Genomic DNA, 23,296 nt, shown 5'->3' with positions numbered 1-23,296 from the left:
CAGCCTGTTCAGGCCTACTTGCGGATCAGCTTGTAGGTCGACGCCTGCGCCACCGGGCGGATGACGATCTGGTCGAGGTTCACGTGGTGCGGTGCGCTCACGGCGTAGCGCACCACATCGGCTACGTCCTCGGCCGTGAGCGGCTTCTCCACGCCCTGGTACACCTTGCCCGCCGCCTGTGCGTCACCAAGCCGGTTCAGCGCGAACTCCTCGGTCTGGACCAGGCCGGGCGCGATTTCGATGACCCGGATGTTGTGATCGGCCTCTTCGAGCCGCAGCGCCCCGGTCAGGCCATGCTGGGCGAATTTGGCGGCGTTGTAGCCACCCCCGCCTTCGTAGGCATCCAGCCCGGCCGTGGACGTCAAATTCAGGACGGTGCCCTCGCCGTTCTCGCGCAGCATCGGCAGGAAGGCGCGCGTCAGCTTCATGGTGCCGAGGACGTTCACGCGGTACATCCACTCCCAGTCCTCGGTCACGGCCTGGCCCACACGGTCCGCACCGCGGGCGCCGCCGGCGATGTTGACCAGGGTGTCGATCCCGCCGGCGGAGGTCACCTCTGCCAGCAGGCGGGCCACGTCCCCGTCCTCGGAAATGTCGCCAGCGAGGGCGACGGCGCCCGTCTCGGCTTCCAGCGCGGCCAGCCGTTCCTGGCGGCGGGCGACGGCGTACACGGTCCAGCCGTCTGCACGGAGCGCGCGGACCGTGGCCTCGCCAATGCCGGAGCTGGCGCCTGTAACGAGGGCTGCCTTCCTGGCGGGCTTGTTGGTGGACACGTCAGAGCTTGCGGAAACCTCAGTCATGGCACCACCCTAGCGCCAACCGCAGGGTGGGCCAGCCCAATGTTTACTCCCGCGAACCGCTTACTTTCCTGAACCCCGTGCTGCCAGGAACTCCAGCAACACCTTTGCGTGGTTCACCTCCGGATCCTTGGCCGCGTACAGCAGCGTCACCTTCCCGTGCTGTCCCGCCAGTTCCCGGAGCTGATCCACTGCCGGGTTGCCCGCCAGCTCGTCCTCATACTGGGCACGGAAGTCCTCGAACCGCTCCTGCATGTGGGCGAACTCCTGCCGCAGCGGCGGCGACGGCGCCACGTCCTTGAGCCACAGCTCCAGCCGCGCCCGTTCCTTACTGACCCCTCGCGGCCAGAGCCTGTCCACCAGAACCCGGCAGCCGTCGTCGTCCGCTGGTTCCTCATAGATGCGTTTGATCGCAAAGGAAGCGTCTGCTTTGCCCATAGGCCGCATGCTACTCCCGGTGTGCGGCTGCAGGCGCCCGCCGCCGGGCAGGAAACAACTGCCCGGCATGAAACAATTGGGCCATGGCTGAATCAACGCAGGGTACAGACACGCCCGCCACCGCCCCCATCAACGTTCCCGACAAACCGGCCCTGGAGGGCCTGGAGGCTGCCCTCACGCAGCGCTGGCTCGAGGAAGGAACCTACCGGTTCGACCCAGACACCACCCGGGAGCAGGTCTACTCGATCGACACTCCCCCGCCCACCGCTTCCGGCTCCCTCCACGTGGGCCACATGTTCTCCTTCACGCAGACCGACGTGCAGGCCCGCTACATGCGCATGACCGGCAAGAACGTCTTCTACCCCATGGGCTGGGACGACAACGGCCTGCCCACCGAGCGCCGCGTCCAGAACTACTACGGTGTCCGCTGCGATCCCGCCATCCCGTACAACCCGGACTACCAGCCTCCGGCACAGCCGGCGAAGAACCAGCGGGACTTCGACGTCGTCTCCCGCCAGAACTTCATCGAACTGTGCGAGGAACTTGCGGTCGAGGATGAGAAGGTCTTCGAGAACCTGTTCCAGACCCTCGGCCTGTCCGTCGACTGGAACCTCACCTACCGGACCATCGACGACACGTCCCGCGCTGTGTCCCAGCGCGCCTTCCTTGCCAACCTGTCGGCCGGCGACGCCTACATGGCCGAAGCCCCAACGCTCTGGGACGTCACCTTCCGCACCGCTGTGGCCCAGGCCGAGCTCGAGGACCGCGAGGTGCCGGGCGCGTACTACCGCTACCCGTTCTTCACCGCGGACGGCGAGAAAATCTTCATCGAGACCACGCGTCCCGAACTGCTCGCGGCCTGCGCCGCCCTGGTGGCAAACCCCGACGACGAGCGGTACCAGCCGCTGTTCGGCAAGACCGTGACGTCCCCCCTGTTCGACGTCGAGCTCGAGGTCAAGGCCCACCCGCTGGCCAAGGCGGACAAGGGCTCGGGCATCGCGATGGTCTGCACCTTCGGCGACCTGACCGACGTGACCTGGTGGCGTGAACTCCAGCTCCCCACCCGCGCGATCGTGGGCCGCGACGGCCGCATCCTCGCCGAGACTCCGGAGTGGATCACCACGGATGCCGGCCGCGAGGCGTACGCCGCCATCGCCGGCAAGACGGTCTTCTCCGCCAAGGAGGCCGTGGTGGAGCTCCTCACCGCAGCTGACCTGCTCGACGGCGAGCCCAAGAAGATCACCCACCCGGTAAACTTCTTCGAAAAGGGTGACAAGCCCCTCGAGGTAGTTACGTCCCGGCAGTGGTACATCCGCAACGGCGGCCGCGACGAGGACCGCCGCGAACGTTTGATCGGCCGCGGCAAGGACATCGACTTCCACCCGTCCTTCATGCGCTCCCGCTACGAGAACTGGATCGCCGGCCTGAACGGGGACTGGCTGGTATCCCGCCAGCGCTTCTTCGGCGTGCCGATCCCGGTCTGGTACCCGCTGGACGCCCAGGGCAACCCGGACTACGACCACCCCGTCATCCCCTCGGACGAGTCCCTGCCGGTGGACCCGGCGGCCGACGCCGCGCCCGGCTACGACGAGTCCCAGCGCGACCAGCCCAACGGCTTCACCGGTGACGCTGACGTGCTGGACACCTGGGCCACCTCATCCCTGACCCCGCAGATCGTGGGCGGCTGGAGCCGGGACGAGGACCTGTTCGCCAAAGTGTTCCCGTTCGATCTGCGCCCCCAGGGACACGACATCATCCGCACCTGGCTGTTCTCCTCAGCCGTCCGCGCCGACGCCCTGCAGGACGTCGCGCCCTGGAAGCACGCGGCGATCTCCGGCTGGATCCTGGACCCGGACCGCAAGAAGATGTCCAAGTCCAAGGGCAACGTTGTGGTGCCGACGGATGTCCTGAACGAGTACGGCTCCGACGCCGTCCGCTACTGGGCTGCCTCCGCACGCCTCGGCGCGGACACCGCCTACGAGATCGCGCAGATGAAGATCGGCCGCCGCCTGGCCATCAAGCTGCTGAACGCCTCGAAGTTCGTGCTGAACCTCGGCGCCACGGAGAACTCGGTGGTGTCCACCGATCTGTCTGTCCTGACGAATCCCCTGGACCGTGCCCTGCTGGCCCAGCTCTCCGACGTCGTGGCCCAGGCCACCAAGGCGTTCGACAACTACGATTACGCCCGGGCGCTGCAGATCAGCGAATCGTTCTTCTGGCAGTTCACCGACGATTACGTCGAGCTGATCAAGGACCGGGCCTACGGTGCCGCCGGCGAGACCGAGCAGGCTTCGGTTCTCGCTGCCTTGGCCACCACGCTGGATTCGCTGCTGCGCCTCTTCGCGCCGTTCCTTCCCTTCGCCACCGAAGAGGTCTGGGGCTGGTGGCGGGCCGGTTCCGTGCACCGCGCCGCCTGGCCGGCGCCGCTGGAGATCACCGACGGCGACACCGGCATGCTGGGCACCGTGGGCATTGCGCTGAGCGGCATCCGCAAGGCCAAGTCCGAGGCCAAGGTCAAGCAGCGCACCGAGGTCCTGTCGGCGACGATCACGGCGACAGAGTCCCTCGTAGCCCAGCTTCAGGCCGGGCTCGGGGACCTCAAGGCGGCGGCTAACGCGCAGGAGATTTCGCTCAACACGGGCGAAGGCGAACTTACCGTGAGCGACGTGGAGCTGGCCCCGGCCGAGGAGCCGGCACAGGCCTGATACGACGTGAGCCCGGAGCATTCCGGGCTCACCGGCCTGTTTTGACCGCCAGGCCCATATTTTGGGCAAAGGGGAAGCCCCATCAGCGTTTTGCCGTTGGTGGGGCTTCGACTTTTCGGCTGTCTGGTGACATCTTTGACAGTCTGGCAAGATCCGTAGAATTTCAGGTCTTCCTACCTTGTCACCGGTAGCCTGCTTCTAACTTTGCCGAAGGCTGCGTTGGAAGCATGTCACTGAATCTTTGGTTCCTGCGTCTCACTTCTTTCGAAGTGGGTAAGAACTATCTTTGTCCTCCTGTTGCGGATGCGCAAGAGCCCCGGCGGAACTACTCTCATGTAGTTCTGCCGGGACTCAAACGGTCAGTCGAAGGCGGGGCTTTCAGTCCGGCTGCGCTTGATTTCAAAGAAGTGCGGGTACGACGCGAGCGTGACTGACGCGTCCCAGATCTTCCCTGCTTCCTCCCCGCGCGGTATGCGGGTGAGGACGGGTCCGAAGAACGCGGTGCCGTTGAAGGCGACCACGGGGGTTCCGACGTCCTGGCCCACCAGGGAGATGCCCTTTTCATGGCTGGCACGCAGCTGGGGGTCGTACTCGTCGGAGCCGGCGGCGGCTGCCAGCCCGGCGGGGAGGCCGCAGTCGGCCAGGGCCTTGCTGATGACGATCGAGAAGTCCTTCTGCCCGCCATCGTGGATCTGCGTTCCCATGGCGTCGTACAGCGGCTTGACCACGTGGTCGCCGTGCTGTTCCTGTGCGGCGATGATCACCCTGACGGGCCCCCAGGCCTTGTCCATGGCTTCGCGGTACTTGGGATCAAGGTCGCGGCCTTCGTTCAGCACGGACAGGCTCATGACGTGCCACTCCGTCTGGATGTCGCGGACGCCTTCCACCTCGCCGATCCAGCGGGACGTGATCCAGGCGAACGGGCAGAGGGGGTCGAACCAGAAGTCGGCCTTGTTGGCGGCGGTCTCAGACACAGCAAATCTCCTCAGGGAAGTCTTCGGGGCGTGGCGCGCCGCAAAGCCATACTCGCAGGGCACGCTTAAGCGACAGCGATGGATCTGGGTGATTTATTCCGGCCCGGCGGATTCCATCCGGCTAAGCGGACTTGTTCCGCCGCTTGGCCACGACGTCGTGCGTGATCATGGTGGGCTGGGCCTTCTTGCCCACGACGTCAGCGGTGATGACCACGCTGGCGATGTCGTCCCTGCTGGGCAGGTCGAACATCACCGGGAGAAGGACTTCCTCCATGATGGCGCGCAATCCGCGGGCTCCGGTTCCCCGTTCCAGGGCCTGGTCTGCAATCAGGTCCAGGGCATCGTCGTCGAACACCAGCTCCACGCCGTCCAGCTGGAACATCTTCTGGTACTGCTTGACGAGGGCGTTCTTGGGCGTGGACAGGATCTGGATCAGGGCGGGACGGTCAAGGTTGGAGACAGTGGTGATGACCGGCAGGCGGCCGATGAACTCCGGAATAAGCCCGAACTTCAGGAGGTCTTCCGGCATCACTTCGCCGTAGGAGTCGGTATTCTTGACCTCGTTCAGCGGAGCACCGAAGCCGATGCCCTTGCGGCCGGAGCGGGAACCGATGATGTCCTCCAGTCCGGCGAAGGCACCGGCAACGATGAAGAGGACGTTCGTGGTGTCGATCTGGATGAATTCCTGGTGAGGGTGCTTGCGGCCACCCTGCGGCGGAACCGAGGCAACCGTTCCTTCGAGGATCTTCAGCAGGGCCTGCTGCACGCCCTCGCCCGAGACATCGCGGGTGATCGAGGGGTTTTCGCTCTTGCGCGAAATTTTGTCGATCTCGTCGATGTAGATGATGCCCTGTTCGGCCTTCTTGACGTCGTAGTCGGCGGCCTGGATGAGCTTGAGGAGGATGTTCTCCACGTCTTCGCCCACATACCCGGCTTCGGTCAGGGCGGTGGCGTCCGCAACGGCAAAGGGGACGTTCAGCCGGCGCGCCAGGGTCTGTGCAAGGTAGGTCTTGCCGCAGCCGGTGGGGCCAATCAGAAGAATGTTGGACTTCGAGATTTCAACGTCGTCGTGGTGGACGCCCTCGGCCAGTGTGCCGCTCTTGGGCGCATGCCCGGCCTGGATCCGCTTGTAGTGGTTGTAGACCGCGACGGCGAGGGAACGCTTGGCCGGTTCCTGGCCAATGACGTATTCCTGCAGGAAGTCAAAGATTTCGCGGGGCTTGGGCAGTTCGAAACTGCCCAGGTCGGCGACCTCTGCGAGTTCTTCCTCGATGATCTCGTTACAGAGCTCGATGCACTCGTCGCAGATGTAGACGCCGGGCCCGGCAATGAGCTTGCGCACCTGCTTTTGGCTCTTGCCGCAGAAAGAGCACTTGAGCAGATCCGCGCTCTCGCCAATCCGAGCCATATGTGAACCCCTTAGTATCTTGCCGCAAGGGCAGCTTTGCACCGGTTGCATCTAACCACGGCCGGGATCCGGCAATGATTTACATCCACTCTAGGTCACATTCGGCCCAAGGGGTGGAAACCGGGCGCCGGTGCGGTTCAAAAATCTAAACCGCACCGGCGCCCGTTACTGCTGTTTACCTGGCATGTGCCTGCATTTAGCGGGCAAGTGCCTGCGGCTTGATCTTGCGGGAATCGAGGACCTGGTCAATCAGGCCGTAATTCTGCGCCTCGGCGGCGGTGAGGATCTTGTCCCGCTCGATGTCGTTGTTGACCTGTTCCGGCGTCCGGCCGGAGTGCTTGGCCAGGGTGTCTTCCAGCCAGGTCCGCATGCGCATGACTTCGGCCGCCTGGATCTCCAGGTCGGATGCCTGTCCGCCCTGGCCGCCGGACAGTGCCGGCTGGTGGATCAGGACGCGGGCGTTGGGCAGGGCGAGCCGCTTGCCGGGCGTTCCGGCGGCCAGCAGCACAGCCGCAGCACTTGCGGCCTGGCCCAGGCACACGGTCTGGATCTCAGGGCGGATGTACTGCATGGTGTCGTAAATGGCCGTCATGGCGGTGAAGGAGCCGCCTGGCGAGTTGATGTAGATGGTGATGTCGCGGTCCGGGTCCGTGGACTCCAGCACCAGCAGCTGCGCCATGACGTCATCGGCAGAGGCGTCGTCCACCTGGACACCGAGGAAGATGATGCGGTCCTCGAAGAGCTTGGTGTAGGGATCCTGGCGCTTGAAGCCGTACGGCGTGCGCTCCTCGAACTGCGGCAGGACGTAGCGGCTTGTCGGCAGGTTACCGGCAGACGATCCGAAATTGTAGTTCATGTTCATTGCTCCTGGATTCAGTTCTGTCTTGTTGCCGGTTAGCTCTGGCCGTTTGATGACGCGTTCTGGGTTCCGCCGCCGCCTGCGACAGATCCTGCGTGTGCCGAGATCTTGTCGAAGAAGCCATACTCGAGTGCCTCGCTGGCGGTGAACCACTTGTCGCGGTCGTTGTCCTTGAGGATGGTTTCCACGGTCTGGCCGGTCTGGTCCGCCGTGAGCTCAGCCATGACCTTCTTCATGTGGAGGATCAGCTCGGCCTGGATCTTGATGTCCGAAGCCGTGCCGCCGATGCCCCCGGAGGGCTGGTGCATCAGGATGCGGGCGTTCGGGGTGGCGTAGCGCTTGCCCTTGGTGCCGGAGGACAGCAGGAACTGTCCCATGGATGCCGCCAGGCCGGTGGCGACGGTAACGACGTCATTGGGGATGAACTGCATGGTGTCGTAGATGGCCATGCCGGCCGTCACGGAGCCGCCGGGCGAGTTGATGTAAAGGTAGATGTCCTTGTTGGGATCCTCGGCGGAAAGCAGCAGCAGCTGTGAGCAGATGGCGTTCGCGTTCTCGTCGCGGACCTCGGAGCCAAGCCAGATGATGCGCTCTTTCAGCAGGCGGTTGTAGATGTAGTTGTCCTGGGCTGCAGGATCGACGGTTGCCATGCGGGGGGCCGCTGCTTGCTGTGACATTTGTACTTACCTCTCGCTGGTGACGGTGACATCACTGAACGACATCACTGAACTTCACTACTTGGACACTAACTGCTTTCGGAACGGATTTGTTCGTCGGAATCGCGCTGTTCGCTGACGGCGCACGATTGCCGGCGGGAGCTGCACACCGGCCGTTAACGCGCCAGCCCCCGGATCCGAGGACCCGGGGGCTGGCGCCGCTGATGCGTGCTGCTGCTAGAACTTCACGGCCGCGGGATCGTCGTTCGCGACGGTCTCGCCGGCTGCCTCTTCAGCTTCGGTTTCTGCTTCGGCTTCGACGGCCGGAGCCTCTTCGCCGCCGGGGCGGACGAAGTCGCTCAGGTCAACCTTGTTGCCCTCGGAGTCGGTGACCTCGGCCTGGCCCAGGACGACGGCCAGTGCCTTGCGGCGGCGGACCTCGGAGACCATCATGGGAACCTGCCCGCTCTGGTCGATGATCTGGGCGAACTGGTTCGGGTCCATGCCGTACTGGCTGGCGGTGGTGACGATGTAGTCGATCAGCTCGTTCTGGCTGACGCCCACTTCTTCCTTCTCGGCGATAGCGTCGAGGATGATCTCGTTCTGGAAGGCGCGCTCGGTGTTGGCCTTGACCTCGGCGCGGTGCTCTTCAGTGTCGTGCTCGCCTTCACCGTGGGAGTTCTCGGCCTTGAAGTGCTGGTCGAGCTGCTCTTCGACGACGGACTCCGGAACGGGAACCTCAACCAGCTCAACGAGCTTGTCCAGGACCTTGTCGCGGGCCTCGACGCCCTGCTCCACGACCTTGGAGTCGGCAGCCTGCTTGGCGAGGTCCTCGCGCAGTTCGGCCAGCGTGTCGAACTCGGAGGCAAGCTGGGCGAAGTCGTCGTTCGCCTCGGGCAGTTCGCGCTCCTTGACGGACTTGACCACAACCTTGACCTGCGCGGCTTCGCCGGCGTGGTCGCCGCCCACCAGGGTGGTGTCGAAGATGGCGTCCTCGTCAGCGCTCAGGCCGGTCACGGCCTCGTCCATGCCCTCGAGCATGGTGCCGGCGCCAACCTGGTAGGACAGCCCGGAAGCGGAGTCCACCTCGGCGCCGTCGATGCTCGCCGTGATGTCGATGCTCAGGAAGTCGCCGTCAGCTGCCGGGCGCTCCACGGACTTGAGCGTGCCGAAGCGGCCGCGCAGTTCGTCCAGGGCCTTGTCGACGTCGGCGTCAGAGGACTCTGCCGCGGCAACCTCAACCTTTATGCCGGCGTAGTCGGGCAGTTCGATCTCCGGGCGGACGTCAACCTCGGCCTGGAACTTCAGCTCACCATCGGTGGCGGAAGGATCCGGAACCTCGGTGATCTCAACCTCGGGACGGCTCAGGGGGTGGATCCCGGACTCCTGGACTGCAGCCTGGTACCAGCCGTTAAGGCCCTCGTTGATGGCGGTCTCCAGCACGTAGCCGCGGCCGACACGCTGGTCGATCAGCTTGGCGGGAACCTTGCCCTTACGGAAGCCAGGGACCTGGATCTGCGAAGCAACAGTCTTGTATGCCTCGTCGATGCTGGGCTTCAATTCCTCAAAGGGGACCTCAACATTGAGCTTGACCCGCGTGGGGGTGAGGTTCTCGACAGCGCTCTTCACGGTCTAAGTACTCCTGGTTTTGTTGGATGGGTTCTGCAAACGCGTTGTTGTGACCAGGCCTGGGGCCCGGGCCGCAGAGTCGGGGTGACAGGATTTGAACCTGCGACTTCCTGCTCCCAAAGCAGGTGCTCTAGCCAAGCTGAGCTACACCCCGTAATGCACAGGACAGTCTACGTTCATCCCCGCCGCGATTGCACATTTGACAGTTGGGACATGAATTAGGTTTAGTTATATCCGGCTTGAACAGCCGCCGAAGAAAAGCCCAAGGCCAGTGCGCCGGAACGCTTTCCTCGGGGACGTAGCTTAATGGTAAAGCCTCAGTCTTCCAAACTGATTACGCGGGTTCGATTCCCGTCGTCCCCTCCACACCAAAAGAGGCCCCTGATGCGGGGGCCTCTTTTGGGTTAAGCCCTGGCCTAGGCGTGGCCCCCGACATTCACCGCGCCGAGGGTGAGACGTGCTTCTGCCTGCAGGAAGTTCCCGATCCGCTCCGCCTCCTGCGCCAGCTCCTCCAGCCGTGATGGCCCTGCCGGATCAAACAGCTCGGCGGTGATCTCCACTGTCTTTCCGGAACGGCGGTGGTGCCAGAGTCCGCGGACGACGCCGTCGATGAGTATGACGGGATAGTTACCTGCCTGTCCCCTGGCCAGGGCACGGGTACTTGCCGCGCCGGGGAACAGCAACTCCCGGGGCTGGCCCGCCACCACATAGGAATCGAAGTAGGGAAGCAGCCTGACGCCCGAAGGTTCCGTGGTGATGGGCCCGGCGTCGCTCCGCAGCACCCAGGCCGGCGACCCCTCCACGGTGACCTGGGCAAGCTCTCCGCGGTGGTGATCAAACAGGCCGGCCGTCCACCCGTGCGGAGCTCCCAGCCACCGGGCCAAGTGGGCCGGCGTAGCGGGCCCGTACGCCTGCAGGTACGCCCGGAGCAGCCAGCCGAGCGCCGGACCGGCATCGGCGGGCTGGAAGCCTTGAAGTGACTGCCCGGGGCTGCGGTATGTCGCTGCGCGGCCCCTGCCGGCGCCAAAGCACAGCGCTCCCCGGAAGCCCGCGGCCCCCAGCGCCGCGCGCCAGCGGGGCCACATGGCCTGGAATGCGGGCATCACGGGGTCAGCCGCCCAGGCACCGGTTCTGGCGACAATGGCGTCAGTGAGTTCGTCGACGGTCAGCTCGGCATCCCGCAGCGCATCCGCAATGGCAGCCACGATCTCGTCCGTCTGGCCGGGTGTCAGGAACTGTCCGAGCGCCGGGTTGGACGGAAGGTCACCCAGCGCCCCGGTCCACTGGGACAGGTCGGCGGCCGGGAGCAGGTGCACAGTGCCCCGTGGCCCGAAGGTCCTGACCAGGGTTCCGTCTTCCCAGAGCGCTTTGCGCACCTCGGCCCGGGAAGTGCCGGCGCCGCGTATGCCCACAGACAACTCGGCGGCGGGCATCACCTGGGCGTGCGCACCGCACATGGCCCGCACGATTTCCGCCGGGGAGGCGCCATGAGAAGGGGCAGCAAGCCACTGGCGCTCCAGGCGCCGGGCACAGACCTGCGCCCACGAATACTCGCGTTCCGGTCTATGAGTCATCGCCCGCCAGCCGTCTCCGGTCAGCTCATACGGGCTGCTGGCAGTCCGGGCACCAGTACAGTTTGCGGGCGGCGTGTTCGGCCAGGGCAACGGGGGTGCCGCAGACCCGGCACGGCTGGCCGTGCCGGCGGTAGACAAAGTGCGCTTCCTCCGCCGGCGGAAGCTGGCCGCTCCGGGTCCAGAAGCCGGCGGTGGTGGTGATGATCCGCCCGTCGCGGACGCCGTCGGCCATCACCGCGGCGGTGTCATCCCAGAGGAGACCGGCGGCGTCCGCGGTAAGCGCGCGGCCGGGAATCAGGGGGTCGATCCTGCCGCGGAACAGCACTTCGGCCCGGTAGACATTGCCGACGCCGGCAATCACCTTCTGGTCCATCAGCAGCGTGGCGAGCGGCGTCCGCTTGGCCAGGATGCGCCGGACGAAGTCGTCCCGGCTGCCGCCGGTGTTGTGGAGCGGATCGGGGCCCAGCCTGTCCAGCACGGCTGCCGCCTCGGCGTCGGTGATGGCCGCGCACGTGGTGGCGCCGCGCAGGTCGGCCCAGCCGTGGTCACTCACCAGCCGGACCCGCACCGCTCCCACCGGCGCCGGCGGCCCGGCGTACTCGGCGGGAGAAGGATCGCCAGTGCCTTCGGTTGACCCAGTGCCTTCGGTTGGCCCGGTGCCATCAGCCACTTCCCGCTCCCCCACCCGGCGGGGCGCGCCGATGCTGGAGGCCCCGCGGAACTGGCTGTCCCCGCCGAAGTCCCAGGCCCCGTACAGGCCAAGATGGACGTGCAGCACCAGTGCGTGCTCGAAGTGCAGGAACAGGTGCTTTCCATGCGCGGACGCATGCACCATGGTGTGCCCGTCCAGCAGTGCGGCGCCGGCGGCAAACCGGCCCTGGGGGCTGCTGACAGCCAGCCGCTCGCCGGCGAACACGTCACCGAACTGGCGGGCCAGCCGGTGGATGGAGTGGCCTTCCGGCACTATTCGACGATCTCGCCGGTGGTTTCGTAGGTGGCAATCTTGCCGATGCGGCGGACATGCCGCTCGTCATTGCTGAAGGGCTCCTGGAGGAAGGCCTCGATCAGGGAGGTGGCCTCCTCGACGCTGTGCTGGCGCCCGCCGACGGCCACGACGTTGGCATCGTTGTGCTCGCGGGCCAGCGTGGCGGTGGACTGGTTCCAGGCCAGCGCGGCGCGGACACCCTTGACCTTGTTGGCCGCGATCTGCTCGCCGTTTCCGGATCCGCCCAGCACGATGCCCAGCGCGTGGACTCCTGCTGCCTGGTCAGCCACCACTGCGAGCGCCGCATTGATGCAGAACGACGGGTAGTCGTCCAGGGCGTCGTATTCCTTGGGTCCGTGATCCACCACGTCGTAGCCGCTCGCCGTCAGGTGCTTGACCAGATGGGCGCTCAGCTCCATGCCGGCGTGGTCGGTGGCGATGTGGACCCGCGGAAATGCAGGGTTTGTTGTCACGGTAGCTTCCGTTCAGTCATGAGCACCGGGGCGCGGCCGGGCTGGTACAGGTCAAATCAACAGATCCAAGAGTACTCGGTGCGCTTCCCGCAGCGGGGAGCCGCCTGGGCGGTGACGCGGCAGTTACGACTCCGAATCACCCTGCGCCGGCGGGCGGGCGTCGCGGCGGGCCCTTGCCGCAACGCGGGTCAGGACCTCTGCGAGACGGGCGGCGGAGTCGGGGTTGCCGCCGCTTACCGCAAGCTTATGGCCGTCGGTCTTGCGGACGACGACGGCGGGGCCGCTGCTGACGAGCACCGCTGCGGTCCCGTCGTGATTGCGGTAGCCCCAGCCGCCGTAGTCGGCGGCTCGGACGTCAGCCGGTTGGGCGGCGGAGATGGCGGCGGCGGGAACGTCGATCACACGCAGGATGCCTGCAAGGAAGACCCGCAGACCGCTGCGGTCCGCGGTAACCCGGGCGAACAGGAACGCGGCACCCACCAGTGCGGCCGCCACGAGCAGCGCTCCGAGCCACGGCACGGCGATCGCGATCAGTGAAGCGGGAAACAGGCTGGCTATGGCGATCATGACGAAGACCGAGCTGCGCGCATGCACCCAGAACCGGACGGAATCGCGGACGAGCTCAGGGTCGAGCTCAAGTTCCAGGGCCTGCTGCAGGGCACGGTCGTCCTCCGGCGTCCACTGCTGGTCCGCCTTGAACACGAACCCGATGATGACCCCCAGGGAAAGGGCGGCACCGCTGCCCGAGGCAAGGACAATCATGTCCACGCTTGACTCGCGCGCGTCTGCCACGCCGGCCTGGCCTACGAGGGCGGCCGCCAGCACGGTGGTGACGAAAAGGCTCACCGTCAGCCCCGCGCCCATCATGATCCGGCGCATCACAGTGGGCCGCGACACCGGCGCGGCCTGCAGCAGCACCAGCCAGCCGGTGGTGACGATCAGGACGGCACCGCCGCCCACGAAGGCGGGGAACGGCGCGAAGGCGGTGCCGCCGTCGTTATTCCACATGACCGCCAGCGGTTCCGGCAGATCCGGCCGCAACAGCACGGCACAGACCGCGAACCCGGCGGCAAGCAACACTGGGAAGCCGATCGCGAACCGCAGCGCTTTAGTGTCCACAGCATCGAGGATCTTTCCCATGCCCTTAACGCTACCCCTGCACTGGCCGATGGTGATTACTGCCTACGGCATGAACCAGCCAAGTGAGCCAGGTAACTTGCCAAGCGGCGGCGAAATGAAACAATGGCTTCACAGTGATGCAAACCGTGCGCGTGACCACCGTACGCAGCAGCCGGCGGGCCGGGCCTGTCCGGCCACCACAACCTCTGGAGGCACAACCTTTGCCAGGCATGAACCTGACCCGCGCCGAAGCACGCGAGCGCGCCGCCCTGATCGCCGTCGACTCCTACGATGTCAGCCTGGACCTGGCCAAGGGCGAGACGGTCTTCGGTTCCACCACCACCGTCAGGTTCACGGCGGCGCCCGGGTCCTCGACGTTCATTGACGCGGTGACTGAGGCCGTCCACAGCGTGACCCTGAACGGCCGCGAACTGGACCCCGCCGAGGTGTCCGACGGCGTCCGGATCCAGCTGCCGGACCTTGCTGCGGACAACGAACTGACTGTAGTGGCGGACGCCCCCTACATGAACACCGGCGAAGGCCTGCACCGCTTCGTGGACCCGGTGGACGGCGAGGTGTACCTGTACACGCAGTTCGAGGTGCCGGACTCGCGCCGCATGTTCGCGGTCTTTGAACAGCCCGACCTCAAGGCCACCTTCCGCTTCCGCGTCACCGCCCCCTCGCACTGGGACGTCATCTCCAATTCCCCGACGCCGGAGCCGGTGGCGGCTGCCCCGGGAAACAACGGCGACGCCCGCTCGGTCTGGAACTTCACGCCCACGCCCCGCCTGTCCTCGTATGTCACCGCGCTGATCGCCGGACCGTACCAGTCGGTGCGCAGCGACGTCACCAGTTCGGATGGCCGCGTCGTGCCGCTGGGCGTCTTCGCCCGCAAGTCCCTCATGCAGTACCTGGACGCGGACAACATCTTCGAGCTCACGCGCCAGGGCTTCGAGTTCTTCGAGGCTCAGTTCGGCTGTCCCTACCCGTTTGAGAAGTACGACCAGCTGTTTGTGCCGGAGTTCAACGCCGGCGCCATGGAAAACGCCGGCGCCGTCACCATCCTCGAAGGCTATGTCTTCCGAGGCAAGGTCCCGGAGGCGCAGGTGGAACGCCGCGCCATCACCGTGCTGCACGAACTGGCCCACATGTGGTTCGGCGACCTCGTGACCATGCGCTGGTGGAACGACCTCTGGCTGAACGAATCCTTCGCCGAATACATGTCGCACCTGGCCGCGGTGGAGAACACCAAGTTCCAGAGCGCGTGGACCACGTTCGCCTCGGTGGAGAAGTCGTGGGCTTACCGCCAGGACCAGCTCCCCACGACCCACCCGATCTTCGCCGAAATCAACGACCTGCAGGACGTCGAGGTGAACTTCGACGGCATCACCTATGCCAAAGGCGCCTCCGTGCTGCGTCAGCTGGTGGCCTGGGTGGGGCCGGACCAGTTCATGGCCGGCGTGCGCGAATACTTTGCCAAGCACTCATGGCGGAACACCGAGCTCGGTGACCTGATGGTCGAGCTGGAGAAGGCCAGCGGACGCGACCTGGACCAGTGGGGCCGCCTGTGGTTGGAAACGGCCGGCGTGAACTCGCTCAAGCCGGAGCTGGCGGTGGACGCCGACGGCACCATCACATCCTTCGCCATCCTGCAGTCGGCGGTTGCGGAGCAGCCCACCATCCGCCCCCACCGCCTGGCAGTGGGGTTCTATGACCTAACGGGCGAGGGCACCCTCGAGCGCGTGCACCGTGAAGAGCTCGACGTCGACGGCGAGCGCACCGAGGTCCCCGAACTGGCCGGACTCAAGCGGCCGGACCTCATCCTGCTCAACGACGATGACCTCGCCTATGCCAAGGTGCGGCTTGATGAGCATTCCCTCGCCACCGCCAAGGCGCACCTGAAGGATTTCCGGGAGAGCCTGCCGCGGACGCTGGTGTGGGGCTCGGCCTGGGACGCTGCACGGGACGGGGAAAGCCCCGCCCGCGGATACGTCGACCTGATCCTGGCCAACATCGCCTCCGAGTCCGATTCGTCGGTGATCCTGGTGCAGCTGCGGCAACTTGCCACCACGCTCACGTTCTACGTGGCCGAGGAGCACCGGGAAGCCATCACCGTTGCCGCCGTCGACCGGCTCTGGGAACTCGCCACGGACGTGCCGGGCGGGTCCGACGCACAGCTGCAGTTCATCAAGTCGTTCGCGCTCCTGGCGCGCAGCGGGCAGCAGCTGGACCGGATCGCCGGGCTGCTGGACGGTTCGGCCACCCTGGCCGGGCTGACCGTGGACCAGGACCTCCGCTGGGAGCTCGTGGCCTCCCTCGTGGCGGGCGGCAGGCTGGCTCAGCCGGACATCGACGCGGAACTGCAGCGGGACAACACCTCCAGCGGCCAGAACGCGGCCGCTCTGGCCAAGGCTGCCATCCCCACCCCGGAGGCCAAGGCTGAGGCGTGGGAGTCAATCGTGGTCAAGGGCGAGCTCTCCAACGCCATCCAGGCCTCGGCCGTCGCCGGCTTCACGCGGGTGCTGGACACCGCGCTGCTGGAACCGTTCGTGGAGAAATACTTCGAGGCCGTGCCGGGAATCGTTGCCGAGCGTACCAGTGCCCTGGCCCAGCAGATCGTCGTCGGGCTGTACCCGGCGCAGCTGACCAGCCAGGCCACCGTGGACCGGACCGATGCGTTCCTTGCGTCGCTGCCGGAGGAAAGCGCCGCGCTGCGCCGGATGATGCTGGAAAACCGCGATGGCGTGGCCCGGGCTCTGCGGGCCCGCGCGGCGGATGCCTAGGCAATGGCACTCAACGAACACCACTATGCGCTGACGGTCCGCTGGACCGGCAACCTGGGAAGCGGCACGTCGTCCTACCGGGACTACTCCCGGGACCACGACATCGAAATTCCCGGGCTGCCGGTCCTGCAGGGCTCGGCCGATCCCACCTTCCACGGCGACCGCTCCCGGTACAACCCCGAGCAGCTGCTGCTGACGGCGCTGGCACAGTGCCACATGCTGTCCTTCCTGCATGTTGCGGTGAAGCATGGCGTGGTGGTCCTGTCCTATGAGGACAACGCCACCGGCATGATGCGCCTCAACCGGGACGGCAGCGGCCAGTTCGAAACCGTAACACTGCGCCCGCAAGTGACGGTTGCGGATCCGGGGCACATCGCGCTGGCGGACCGGATGCACCACGAGGCCAACCAGGTGTGCTTCATTGCCCGTAGCGTAAATTTCCCTATCGTGCACGCTCCCGTTACCACAGCCGGGAGTCCTTAGCCAGCGGCAGACCCCGTTAGGCTTAAGGGCAACCAAAGAGCGGCCGGCCTCCCCGGAAAGCGCGGAGACGGGCCGCCACCGGACAGCAGCAAGGAGCCTTCCAGCAGATGCACAGCATGTTCACCGCGCCCTCCGCCTCACTGGAGCCCACCGGACTCGACCTGGCCGGCGTGGCCATCAGCCTTGGCGCAGGCATACTCCTGTGGCTGATCGCCAGTTTCCTGATCGCCAGGATCACCAAGCGTGTGGCCAGCGGCACGTCGCTGTTCAAGAAGCCGCATTTCCGCTGGGTGGCGCCGGCGCTGCGCGCCCTCGACCATGAGCGGCGTGTTCAGCGGGCCAACACGATCGGTTCGCTGCTGAAGAGCGGCATCGGCGTGATGATCGCCGTCATCACCACCATCTACATGCTGAAAAACCTCGACGTCGACGTGGCACCGCTGCTGACCAGCGTGGGAATCCTCGGTATCGCCATCGGCTTTGGCGCCCAGCAGCTGATCAGGGACTTCCTCGCTGGCATCTTCATCACCATTGAGGACCAGTACGGCATCGGCGACATCATCGAAACCAGCGAAGTGGTGGGCGTCGTGGAGTCGATCGGACTGCGGATCACGCGCGTCCGCGACGAGAACGGCGCCATCTGGTATCTCCGCAACGGTGAGATCCTCCGTGTGGGCAACCGCTCGCAGGGCAACTACGTCCCGCCTGTGGAGCCGGAAGAGACGGCTGCGGAAGCCGAGCACGCACCCCAGCAGAAGGCCGGAGAATAGCCATGACCATTCCATCCCTTCCCACCCCGCCCGAGCCGGGGGTCCGGAAGCCGCTGATGCGCAACGACCCCTTCAGCCAGCCGGGCTACACGGACAACTTTTACGACGCCGTCGGCGGCCATGAGACCTTCGTGAAGCTCATTGACGTCTTTTACGATGGCGTGGCCACCGATCCGCTGCTGCGCCCCATGTACCCGGAGGAGGACCTGGGCCCGGCCAAGCGGCGGTTCCTGATGTTCCTGGAGCAGTACTGGGGCGGCCCCACCACCTACGGCGAGGAGCGCGGCCATCCCCGGCTGCGGATGCGCCACATGCCGTTCCGGGTGACGCCCGAGGCGAAGGACCGCTGGCTGCACCACATGCGGACGGCGGTCGATTCCCTGGACCTGCCGCCGCTGCATGAGGGAACGCTGTGGGATTACATGGAACGCGCCGCGCTCTCGATGGTGAACAGCCCGTCCGAGGCGCAGGGCTAAGACCGGCTGCTGCTTCGCGCCGCCGGGTATCGGCGGCCTAAAGCAGACCGGCGCCGGTACGTGCCAGCACGTGCCCGCGGTTTCCGCTGAGCCGGAACCAGCGCCCGGAACGGTAGAGCTTCTGTTCGTCCCCGCTCAGTTCGTCTCCGCCCAGGAATCCCAGGGCAAGGGCGGCGAAAGCCGCTCCGGCCGGCACCCCGTGCCGCCCCTCAAGCCCGCGTCCCCAGACGGCGGCCCGGGCGTTGTTCACGACCATGGCTCCGGGTTTGTCCGGAACGATGCCAGCCACCTCGGCGATGCCGGCCTCGGCGGCCTGCCGCAGTTCGGCGTCAGGCACGGAGTCCACGAGTTCCCAGCCGCCGCGCGGCGCACCCACGCCGGCCCATGACTCGGTGACGGTCGACGGCGGGACCGGAAGATCGGCGTCGTTCTCCCCCGCCCGGGCCAGCCGGTCCAAAACAGCTGCGAGCGGAACCGTGACATCAACGGCGGACGGCTCGGCCAGTCCCATCGTGCGCAAGCCAAGAATCGTGGGTGTGGACTCCCCCAGGATCCGGGGCCGGAGCACACACACATAGGCAGCCAGGACCGTGCCGGCCGCCTGCAGGCGGATGGCGCCGTCGTCGATGGACTTGGCGCGGGTGACAAAGGTCTTCAGATCGGCGAGGTCGCGGGGGTCGGCGAAGCGGAAAGACTGGGTAAGGAGATCAGACACGTTAAGAACACTACCGGCTGGGGCCCGGTTGAGCGGTGCCGGGGTGCCGTCTAGAGTCAAACCATGACTGAAGCGGACGCCGGATTGCAGGCCTTACCCACGAATGACCCCACAAACTCCCTCCTCGAACTGCTTGACCTCGGCGAGCTGGAAGGCGCCCGCACCGACGAGGATATTTTCATGGGTCCGTCGCAGCGCCAGCCGCACCAGCGCGTCTTCGGCGGCCAGGTCCTGGCCCAGTCCCTGGTCGCGGGAATGCGCACCGTGGACGAGGACCGCACCGTCCATTCCATGCACGGCTACTTCCTCCGGCCCGGAGACGCAAACAAGCCCATCACCTTCGGCGTCCAGCGCCTGCGGGACGGCCGCTCGTTTTCCGCCCGGCGCGTGCATGCCTACCAGGACGGCACGCCGATTCTGTCCATGATCGCCTCATTCCAGGCCGGCGATGACGGCATTGAGCACCAGTCCGAGATGCCTGCCGGCATTCCGGATCCGGAGACGCTGCCCAGCACGGCCGACCTGCTGGGCAAGTTCGACCACCCCGTCGCCCGGCACTGGTCGTACGAACGGCCCTTCGACATCCGCCATGTGGATCCCGCACTGTATGTGGCGGCCACGGGGAAGAAGGAAGCGCGCAACGCCGTGTGGATGAAGACCTTCAGCCCCATGCCGGACAACGCCAATACGCACCGTGCCGCGCTGGCCTACGCCAGTGACTACACGCTGCTCGAGTCGATTCTTCGCAAGCACGGTTTGAGCTGGATCACGCCGGGCATGAGCGTGGCGAGCCTCGATCACGCCATGTGGTGGCACCGTCCCGTCCGCGTTGACGAGTGGCTCCTGTACGTGCAGGAATCGCCCAGCGCGCAGGGAGCGCGGGGCCTGGCGACCGGCAAGATCTTCAACCGCGAGGGCCTGCATGTGGCATCCGTGGCGCAGGAGGGCATGGTCCGCGTGCCGACGGACATCAAGAGCAAGGTGGCCGGCGCCGTGCAGACCAAGATCCTGCAGCACCAGATGCGCAAGGCCTGACGGACTTCGGGCACACGAAAAGGCCGGCCCCGGGTTGATCTCGTCAACCCGGGGCCGGCCTTATTCGCGCTCAGCGCCTGATTTCACCGCTGGATGAGCCGCGGCTCGATTAGACGCGGCTCGATTAGTCGCGGGTCAGGCGGCGGTGCGTGACCCGGTGCGGCTTGGCGGCGTCGGGGCCGAGGCGCTGCACCTTGTTCTCCTCGTAGGATTCGAAGTTGCCTTCAAACCAGTACCACTTCGACGGGTTCTCTTCGTCACCTTCGTACGCGAGGATGTGGGTGGCCACCCGGTCCAGGAACCAGCGGTCGTGGGAGACCACGACGGCGCAGCCCGGGAACTCCAGCAGCGCGTTTTCCAGGCTGCTGAGGGTTTCGACGTCGAGGTCGTTGGTCGGTTCGTCGAGCAGGAGCAGGTTTCCGCCCTGCTTGAGGGTCAGCGCCAGGTTCAGGCGGTTGCGCTCACCACCGGAGAGCACGCCTGCCTTCTTCTGCTGGTCCGGTCCCTTGAACCCGAACGCCGCGACATAGGCGCGGGACGGCATTTCAACGTTGCCCACCTGGATGAAGTCCAGGCCGTCGGAAACAACTTCCCACAGGGTCTTGTTGGGGTCGATGCCGCCGCGGCTCTGGTCAGCGTAGGAGATCTTGACCGAGTCGCCGATCTTCAGCTCGCCGCCGTCGAGGGGTTCAAGGCCCACGATGGTCTTGAACAGTGTGGACTTGCCCACACCGTTCGGGCCGATGACGCCGACGATGCCGTTGCGGGGCAGGGAGAAGGACAGTCCGTCGATCAGGGTGCGGTCGTCGAAGCCCTTCTGCAGGTTCTTGGCTTCCAGCACCACGCCGCCAAGGCGCGGTCCCGGCGGGATCTGGATTTCTTCGAAGTCCAGCTTCCGCGTGCGGTCGGCCTCGGCCGCCATTTCCTCATAGCGGGCCAGACGCGCCTTGGACTTGGTCTGCCGGCCCTTGGCATTGGAGCGGACCCAGTCGAGTTCCTCGGCGAGGCGCTTGGCCTGCTTGGCGTCTTTTTTGCCCTGGATTTCCAGGCGGGCGCGCTTCTTCTCCAGGTAGGTGGAGTAGTTGCCCTCATAGGGGTACAGGTGCCCGCGGTCCACCTCCGCAATCCATTCCGCGACGTGGTCCAGGAAGTACCGGTCGTGGGTGACGGCGAGCACTGCGCCCTCGTAGGAGGAGAGGTGCTGTTCCAGCCACAGCACGCTCTCGGCGTCGAGGTGGTTGGTGGGCTCGTCGAGGAGCAGGAGGTCCGGCTTCTGCAGCAGCAGCTTGCAGAGGGCCACGCGGCGGCGCTCACCACCGGAGAGCAGGGTGACATCCGCGTCGGCCGGCGGGCAGCGGAGGGCGTCCATGGCCTGCTCGAGCTGGGAGTCCAGGTCCCAGGCATCGGCGGAGTCGATGGCCTCCTGCAGGTGGCCCATCTCCTCGAGGAGCGAGTCGTAGTCCGCGTCCGGGCTGGCCATCTCCTCGGAGATTGCGTTGAAGCGTTGGATCTTGCCGTAGATCTCGCCCACACCTTCCTGGACGTTGCCCAGGACGGTCTTTTCCTCGTTCAGCGGCGGCTCCTGCAGCAGGATGCCGACCGTGTAGCCGGGGCTCAGCCGCGCCTCGCCGTTGGAGGGGGTGTCCAGGCCGGCCATGATTTTCAGGATGGTGGACTTACCGGCACCGTTGGGGCCAACGACGCCGATCTTGGCGCCCGGGAAGAACGACATGCTGACGTCGTCGAGAATAAGTTTTTCGCCAACAGCCTTTCGGGCCTTGGTCATTGTGTAGATAAATTCCGCCATGGTTCCAAATCTAGTGGGTTGGCGGTGATATCTCACATTCCGGGCTCAGCCGGCGGCTCCTACGAAACACTTGCCGTTCGACAGCGCCGGCAGCACGGTCACCGTCACCTTCCCATCGCGGATCTGGCCAATCACGCATTCCTTGGCCTGGACAGCCGCCGCCTCCATGGAATCCACCTCGAGTCCGGTGGGCGTGCGCCCTGCCGAGACCTCGAGGCTCCGCTCCGGAACGCCTGCCGCCGTCAGGGCTGAGGTGATGTCCGCCGTAGCAGGCTTGGGGTTGGCCGCGACTACACTTCCCAGGACGTCAGCCATGGTGCGCTGCAGCGCGGCCGTGGCCCCGGAAGCGGCCTTGGTGGCTGCCGCAGACGCCGACGGTTTCGCCGAGGCCGTGGCCGCCGTGGCTGACAGCGTGGCCGCCTGTTCCCCGGCGGTCTGCGCTTGCGCCGACTTGTTCCCGGTCGCCTGATCTGCCGGTGCCGTGCAGGCGGCGGCTAGCGACACGACAACAACCGCCAATGCGAGCCGGACGGCAACCTTCCTGGCATTTCCCCGGGCATCAGTGGCATTGCCGCGGAGTGCTTTGTTCCGCTGAATGGTAGTCGCTCGCATCACGCTGCCATTCTGCCATGCGGCACCGCCAGGGGGTGCAGTGCCGCACGCCGCCGGTGTTCAGGCAGCGGCTCCCGTGAGTTCGCCCGTTTCGGGGTCGAGCTGCAACTCGTCGCCTGCGCCGTCGAGGAAGATGCCCGCCGCAGCCGCGTCCTCTTCGGCTTCGTCCCCTTCCTCCCGGTCCTCGTCGGAGCCGTCCCCGGCCTCGCCAGAGGATCCGGAAACGCTTCGGTCGCCGTTCGCGGAGCCGAATCCGTCAGCGGCCTGCGGGTTGCCGGAATTGCGGATGAAGTTGGCGGTGCCCCACTTGAGATCGTGGCCCACCGCGTCCGCGTCGATCTCGGCGTCGTGGTAGATGCGGCCGTCCTTCTCCCAGCTGCGCATCTTCAGCTTGCCCACGATGACTACGCGCTGACCCTTCTTGATGCTGCAGCCCATGTTCCCGGCCAGCTGCCGGTATCCCTGGACGGTGAACCAGTTGATATTGCCGTCCACCCAGGCGTTGGCCGTCCGGTCGTACCGCCGTTCAGCCGAACCGAGGCGGAATGAGGCGGTAGGAACGCCCCCGGGAGTTGTGGAACTGCGGATCTCCGTGGCCACGAAGCCCCGGACCGTAACGTTGTCACTCATCTTGGTGTCCTGTCTCGAAGTGTCTTGCCCTAGCAGGCACTTCCAGCATCAACCGCCGACGCGACCGCCGGGAGGTACGCAATGCTGTATGTGGATAACCGAAACGTTCCTCCCCGGTGCCGCCGACGGGCCCGCAGGCAATGTAGACTTTTTCAGGCACCCGGGAAGCCGGGAAACCAGTTGCCCCAGTAGCTCAGGGGATAGAGCAGCGGCCTTCTAATCCGCCGGTCGGGGGTTCGATTCCCTCCTGGGGCACAGAAAAAGCGGCTCTGACCTGCGGAAACGTAGATCAGAGCCACTTCTGTTTTTGGCTGGCATTCGGCCGATCCACCGGTTACCCACCGCTTTGATAACGCGGTCCTATCAGT

General features: G+C 65.9%; 21 protein-coding genes and 3 tRNA genes. 8 read left to right on the top strand and 16 right to left on the bottom strand.

All coding sequences use genetic code 11. The annotated features are described in order from the left end of the window. Window positions 1-14: 14 nt before the first annotated feature. Complete coding sequence (locus G9E11_RS02115) at window positions 15-800, bottom strand: SDR family oxidoreductase (protein ID WP_190602518.1); 786 nt, start codon at window positions 798-800, stop codon at window positions 15-17. A gap of 60 nt (window positions 801-860) precedes the next feature. After that, a complete protein-coding gene (locus G9E11_RS02110) occupies window positions 861-1,235 on the bottom strand; it encodes a DUF488 domain-containing protein (RefSeq protein WP_190602516.1) in 375 nt (124 codons plus the stop codon). An 83-nt stretch (window positions 1,236-1,318) separates the two neighbouring features. Here G9E11_RS02110 and valS point away from each other — a divergent pair, with 83 nt between their 5' ends. Beyond that, window positions 1,319-3,940: a valine--tRNA ligase gene (gene valS, locus G9E11_RS02105; protein WP_190602514.1), complete on the top strand. Its 2,622-nt coding sequence runs from the start codon at window positions 1,319-1,321 to the stop codon at window positions 3,938-3,940. Window positions 3,941-4,299: 359 nt separating this feature from the next. On the opposite strand, the gene G9E11_RS02100 is transcribed toward valS, so the two are convergent. The 6 genes from G9E11_RS02100 to G9E11_RS02075 form a co-directional block, all read right to left on the bottom strand. Continuing rightward, complete coding sequence (locus G9E11_RS02100) at window positions 4,300-4,914, bottom strand: mycothiol-dependent nitroreductase Rv2466c family protein (protein WP_190602512.1); 615 nt, start codon at window positions 4,912-4,914, stop codon at window positions 4,300-4,302. A gap of 121 nt (window positions 4,915-5,035) precedes the next feature. After that, window positions 5,036-6,322 (bottom strand): ATP-dependent Clp protease ATP-binding subunit ClpX, encoded by a 1,287-nt coding sequence (gene clpX / locus G9E11_RS02095; RefSeq protein ID WP_190602510.1) that lies wholly within the window; start codon window positions 6,320-6,322, stop codon window positions 5,036-5,038. A gap of 196 nt (window positions 6,323-6,518) precedes the next feature. After that, window positions 6,519-7,178, bottom strand: coding sequence for an ATP-dependent Clp protease proteolytic subunit (locus tag G9E11_RS02090; protein ID WP_102972267.1), 660 nt, complete (start codon window positions 7,176-7,178; stop codon window positions 6,519-6,521). A gap of 38 nt (window positions 7,179-7,216) precedes the next feature. Continuing rightward, complete coding sequence (locus tag G9E11_RS02085) at window positions 7,217-7,831, bottom strand: ATP-dependent Clp protease proteolytic subunit (RefSeq protein WP_190603577.1); 615 nt, start codon at window positions 7,829-7,831, stop codon at window positions 7,217-7,219. Window positions 7,832-8,074: 243 nt separating this feature from the next. Then, window positions 8,075-9,466: a trigger factor gene (tig, locus tag G9E11_RS02080; RefSeq protein WP_190602508.1), complete on the bottom strand. Its 1,392-nt coding sequence runs from the start codon at window positions 9,464-9,466 to the stop codon at window positions 8,075-8,077. Window positions 9,467-9,545: 79 nt separating this feature from the next. Beyond that, window positions 9,546-9,620, bottom strand: a tRNA-Pro gene (locus G9E11_RS02075). 138 nt (window positions 9,621-9,758) lie between these two features. On the opposite strand from G9E11_RS02075, the gene G9E11_RS02070 reads away from it, so the two are divergent. Next, window positions 9,759-9,832 (top strand) — tRNA-Gly (locus tag G9E11_RS02070). Between the two features lie 50 nt (window positions 9,833-9,882). Here the strand turns inward: G9E11_RS02070 and G9E11_RS02065 are convergent. From G9E11_RS02065 to G9E11_RS02050, 4 genes are all read right to left on the bottom strand, one after another. After that, the gene (locus G9E11_RS02065; protein WP_190602507.1) at window positions 9,883-11,040 is read right to left on the bottom strand and encodes a winged helix DNA-binding domain-containing protein; all 1,158 of its coding nucleotides are present in this window, start codon (window positions 11,038-11,040) and stop codon (window positions 9,883-9,885) included. A gap of 25 nt (window positions 11,041-11,065) precedes the next feature. Beyond that, window positions 11,066-12,004 (bottom strand): Fpg/Nei family DNA glycosylase, encoded by a 939-nt coding sequence (locus tag G9E11_RS02060; RefSeq protein ID WP_190602506.1) that lies wholly within the window; start codon window positions 12,002-12,004, stop codon window positions 11,066-11,068. Then, the gene (locus G9E11_RS02055) at window positions 12,004-12,498 is read right to left on the bottom strand and encodes a ribose-5-phosphate isomerase (protein ID WP_190602505.1); all 495 of its coding nucleotides are present in this window, start codon (window positions 12,496-12,498) and stop codon (window positions 12,004-12,006) included. The genes G9E11_RS02060 and G9E11_RS02055 overlap by 1 nt, the downstream gene beginning before the upstream one ends. Before the next feature lie 123 nt (window positions 12,499-12,621). Beyond that, window positions 12,622-13,638, bottom strand: coding sequence for a hypothetical protein (locus G9E11_RS02050; protein WP_190602504.1), 1,017 nt, complete (start codon window positions 13,636-13,638; stop codon window positions 12,622-12,624). Between the two features lie 209 nt (window positions 13,639-13,847). Between G9E11_RS02050 and pepN the strand changes: the two genes are divergently transcribed. The 4 genes from pepN to G9E11_RS02030 all read left to right on the top strand — a co-directional run bounded on the left by pepN (window position 13,848) and on the right by G9E11_RS02030 (window position 18,129). Beyond that, window positions 13,848-16,400 (top strand): aminopeptidase N, encoded by a 2,553-nt coding sequence (pepN, locus tag G9E11_RS02045; RefSeq protein ID WP_190602503.1) that lies wholly within the window; start codon window positions 13,848-13,850, stop codon window positions 16,398-16,400. Window positions 16,401-16,403: 3 nt separating this feature from the next. After that, a complete protein-coding gene (locus G9E11_RS02040; RefSeq protein WP_190602502.1) occupies window positions 16,404-16,883 on the top strand; it encodes an OsmC family protein in 480 nt (159 codons plus the stop codon). 107 nt (window positions 16,884-16,990) lie between these two features. Beyond that, window positions 16,991-17,653, top strand: coding sequence for a mechanosensitive ion channel family protein (locus G9E11_RS02035; RefSeq protein WP_190602501.1), 663 nt, complete (start codon window positions 16,991-16,993; stop codon window positions 17,651-17,653). 2 nt (window positions 17,654-17,655) lie between these two features. Further along, window positions 17,656-18,129 (top strand): globin, encoded by a 474-nt coding sequence (locus tag G9E11_RS02030; RefSeq protein WP_272912715.1) that lies wholly within the window; start codon window positions 17,656-17,658, stop codon window positions 18,127-18,129. Between the two features lie 37 nt (window positions 18,130-18,166). Here the strand turns inward: G9E11_RS02030 and G9E11_RS02025 are convergent, their stop codons facing one another. Then, entirely contained in the window at window positions 18,167-18,844 is a 678-nt protein-coding gene (locus G9E11_RS02025; protein WP_190602499.1) for a DUF8185 domain-containing protein, read from the bottom strand. A gap of 63 nt (window positions 18,845-18,907) precedes the next feature. On the opposite strand from G9E11_RS02025, the gene G9E11_RS02020 reads away from it, so the two are divergent. Next, entirely contained in the window at window positions 18,908-19,879 is a 972-nt protein-coding gene (locus G9E11_RS02020; protein ID WP_190602497.1) for an acyl-CoA thioesterase, read from the top strand. Between the two features lie 124 nt (window positions 19,880-20,003). On the opposite strand, the gene ettA is transcribed toward G9E11_RS02020, so the two are convergent. From ettA to G9E11_RS02005, 3 genes are read right to left on the bottom strand one after another with little or no spacing between them, the layout of a single operon-like run. Further along, window positions 20,004-21,686 carry an energy-dependent translational throttle protein EttA gene (gene ettA / locus G9E11_RS02015; RefSeq protein ID WP_190602495.1) on the bottom strand — a complete coding sequence of 561 codons (1,683 nt, stop codon included), beginning with the start codon at window positions 21,684-21,686 and terminating at the stop codon, window positions 20,004-20,006. Between the two features lie 45 nt (window positions 21,687-21,731). Beyond that, window positions 21,732-22,298, bottom strand: coding sequence for a DUF6993 domain-containing protein (locus G9E11_RS20900; protein WP_246468697.1), 567 nt, complete (start codon window positions 22,296-22,298; stop codon window positions 21,732-21,734). Between the two features lie 60 nt (window positions 22,299-22,358). Beyond that, entirely contained in the window at window positions 22,359-22,928 is a 570-nt protein-coding gene (locus G9E11_RS02005; protein WP_190602493.1) for a single-stranded DNA-binding protein, read from the bottom strand. A gap of 182 nt (window positions 22,929-23,110) precedes the next feature. On the opposite strand from G9E11_RS02005, the gene G9E11_RS02000 reads away from it, so the two are divergent. Beyond that, a tRNA-Arg gene (locus tag G9E11_RS02000) sits at window positions 23,111-23,183 on the top strand. Window positions 23,184-23,296 lie beyond the last annotated feature (113 nt).

This window comes from Arthrobacter ipis, assembly GCF_014694315.1.
Classification (GTDB): Bacteria; Actinomycetota; Actinomycetes; order Actinomycetales; family Micrococcaceae; genus Arthrobacter; species Arthrobacter ipis.
Note: the sequence above shows the minus strand (reverse complement) of the source record. Positions and strands in the feature narration are given on the sequence as shown.

What these genes read in the sequence shown, in the direction of transcription:
- G9E11_RS02035 (WP_190602501.1), top strand. Translation starts at nt 16,991, where the DNA reads ATGCACAGCATGTTCACCGCGCCCTCCGCCTCACTGGAGCCCACCGGA.
- G9E11_RS02065 (WP_190602507.1), bottom strand. Translation starts at nt 11,040, where the DNA reads ATGACTCATAGACCGGAACGCGAGTATTCGTGGGCGCAGGTCTGTGCC.
- G9E11_RS02005 (WP_190602493.1), bottom strand. Translation starts at nt 22,928, where the DNA reads ATGAGTGACAACGTTACGGTCCGGGGCTTCGTGGCCACGGAGATCCGC.
- G9E11_RS02115 (WP_190602518.1), bottom strand. Translation starts at nt 800, where the DNA reads ATGACTGAGGTTTCCGCAAGCTCTGACGTGTCCACCAACAAGCCCGCC.
- pepN (WP_190602503.1), top strand. Translation starts at nt 13,848, where the DNA reads ATGAACCTGACCCGCGCCGAAGCACGCGAGCGCGCCGCCCTGATCGCC.
- clpX (WP_190602510.1), bottom strand. Translation starts at nt 6,322, where the DNA reads ATGGCTCGGATTGGCGAGAGCGCGGATCTGCTCAAGTGCTCTTTCTGC.
- G9E11_RS02030 (WP_272912715.1), top strand. Translation starts at nt 17,656, where the DNA reads ATGACCATTCCATCCCTTCCCACCCCGCCCGAGCCGGGGGTCCGGAAG.
- ettA (WP_190602495.1), bottom strand. Translation starts at nt 21,686, where the DNA reads ATGGCGGAATTTATCTACACAATGACCAAGGCCCGAAAGGCTGTTGGC.
- G9E11_RS02040 (WP_190602502.1), top strand. Translation starts at nt 16,404, where the DNA reads ATGGCACTCAACGAACACCACTATGCGCTGACGGTCCGCTGGACCGGC.
- G9E11_RS02090 (WP_102972267.1), bottom strand. Translation starts at nt 7,178, where the DNA reads ATGAACTACAATTTCGGATCGTCTGCCGGTAACCTGCCGACAAGCCGC.
- valS (WP_190602514.1), top strand. Translation starts at nt 1,319, where the DNA reads ATGGCTGAATCAACGCAGGGTACAGACACGCCCGCCACCGCCCCCATC.
- G9E11_RS02110 (WP_190602516.1), bottom strand. Translation starts at nt 1,235, where the DNA reads ATGGGCAAAGCAGACGCTTCCTTTGCGATCAAACGCATCTATGAGGAA.
- G9E11_RS02020 (WP_190602497.1), top strand. Translation starts at nt 18,908, where the DNA reads ATGACTGAAGCGGACGCCGGATTGCAGGCCTTACCCACGAATGACCCC.
- G9E11_RS02050 (WP_190602504.1), bottom strand. Translation starts at nt 13,638, where the DNA reads ATGGGAAAGATCCTCGATGCTGTGGACACTAAAGCGCTGCGGTTCGCG.
- G9E11_RS20900 (WP_246468697.1), bottom strand. Translation starts at nt 22,298, where the DNA reads ATGCGAGCGACTACCATTCAGCGGAACAAAGCACTCCGCGGCAATGCC.
- G9E11_RS02085 (WP_190603577.1), bottom strand. Translation starts at nt 7,831, where the DNA reads ATGGCAACCGTCGATCCTGCAGCCCAGGACAACTACATCTACAACCGC.